The 974-nt window shown below is 68.1% G+C and carries 2 protein-coding genes; both read left to right on the forward strand.

The annotated features are described in order from the left end of the window. Nucleotides 1-348 (forward strand): transposase (locus tag B7R22_RS18440; RefSeq protein ID WP_216363539.1); only part of this gene is annotated, 348 nt, incomplete at its 5' end. Beyond that, nucleotides 345-974 (forward strand): IS3 family transposase (locus tag B7R22_RS18445; protein ID WP_116413141.1); only part of this gene is annotated, 630 nt, incomplete at its 3' end. The genes B7R22_RS18440 and B7R22_RS18445, both read left to right, overlap by 4 nt.

Raw genomic sequence — 974 nt, forward strand, 5'->3', positions numbered from 1 at the left:
GTGTTTGCGGGCCTGTCGGGGAGGATGTCCGTGATGGGCACAAGCAAGAGGAAGACTTATACGCCGGAGTATCGCCGTGAGGCGGCGCGGCTGGTGATCGACACGGGCCGGGCGGTCGTGGCGGTGGCGCGAGAGATCGGTGTCGGCGAGCAGCTGCTGGGCCGGTGGGTGCACGCCGAGCGGGCCCGCACCGGTGGTGGCGGCGAGGCGCGGTTGGATCTGGACGAACGGGCCGAACTGGGTCGGTTGCGCCGTGAGAACCAGGAGCTGCGGATGGACAACGAGTTCCTGGGAAAAGCGGCGGCCTTCTTCGCATCGAAGCAGAACCCGAGGAGCGGTTCCAGGTGATCGAGGCGGAGAAGGCCAACATGACTATCACCCGGATGTGCCGGCTTCTGAGGGTGGACCGGCGCCGGTTCTATGAGTGGCGTGCCCGGCAGGCGGCAGGCCCATCATCGCGGCAGCAGCGGGCGGTCGAGTTGACCAGGCAGATCCGTGGATTCCATGCCGCGTCCGACGGGACGTACGGGGCACCACGGATCCACGCCGACCTGCAGGAGGCCGGGGTCACGGTGTCGCGGAAGACGGTCGCGAAACTCATGCAAGCCGAGGGGATCACGGGGATCAGCCCGCGCACCTGGCACCCGCCGACCACGATCCGCGGGGCGGATCCGTTCCCCGTCCCCGACCTTGTCGAGAGGCAGTTCGACCAGGGTGAACGAGACCTGGCGTGGTTCTCGGACATCACCTACCTCCACACCGGTGAGGGATGGGCCTACCTCTGCGTCGTGCGAGACGGTCACACCCGCCGGGTCCTGGGACGCACCGTCGGCGACAGTCTGCACACTGACCTCGTCGAGGACGCGCTCCGGCAAGCCGTCGGTCTCCGCGGGCACCTGCCACGGAAGGTCGTGTTCCATGCGGACAGGGGCACCCAGTACACCAGCGGTCAGCTCGCGAAAGCCGCGACCGAA

It is taken from the genome of Subtercola boreus (genome assembly GCF_003399635.1).
Classification (GTDB): domain Bacteria; phylum Actinomycetota; class Actinomycetes; order Actinomycetales; family Microbacteriaceae; genus Subtercola; species Subtercola boreus_B.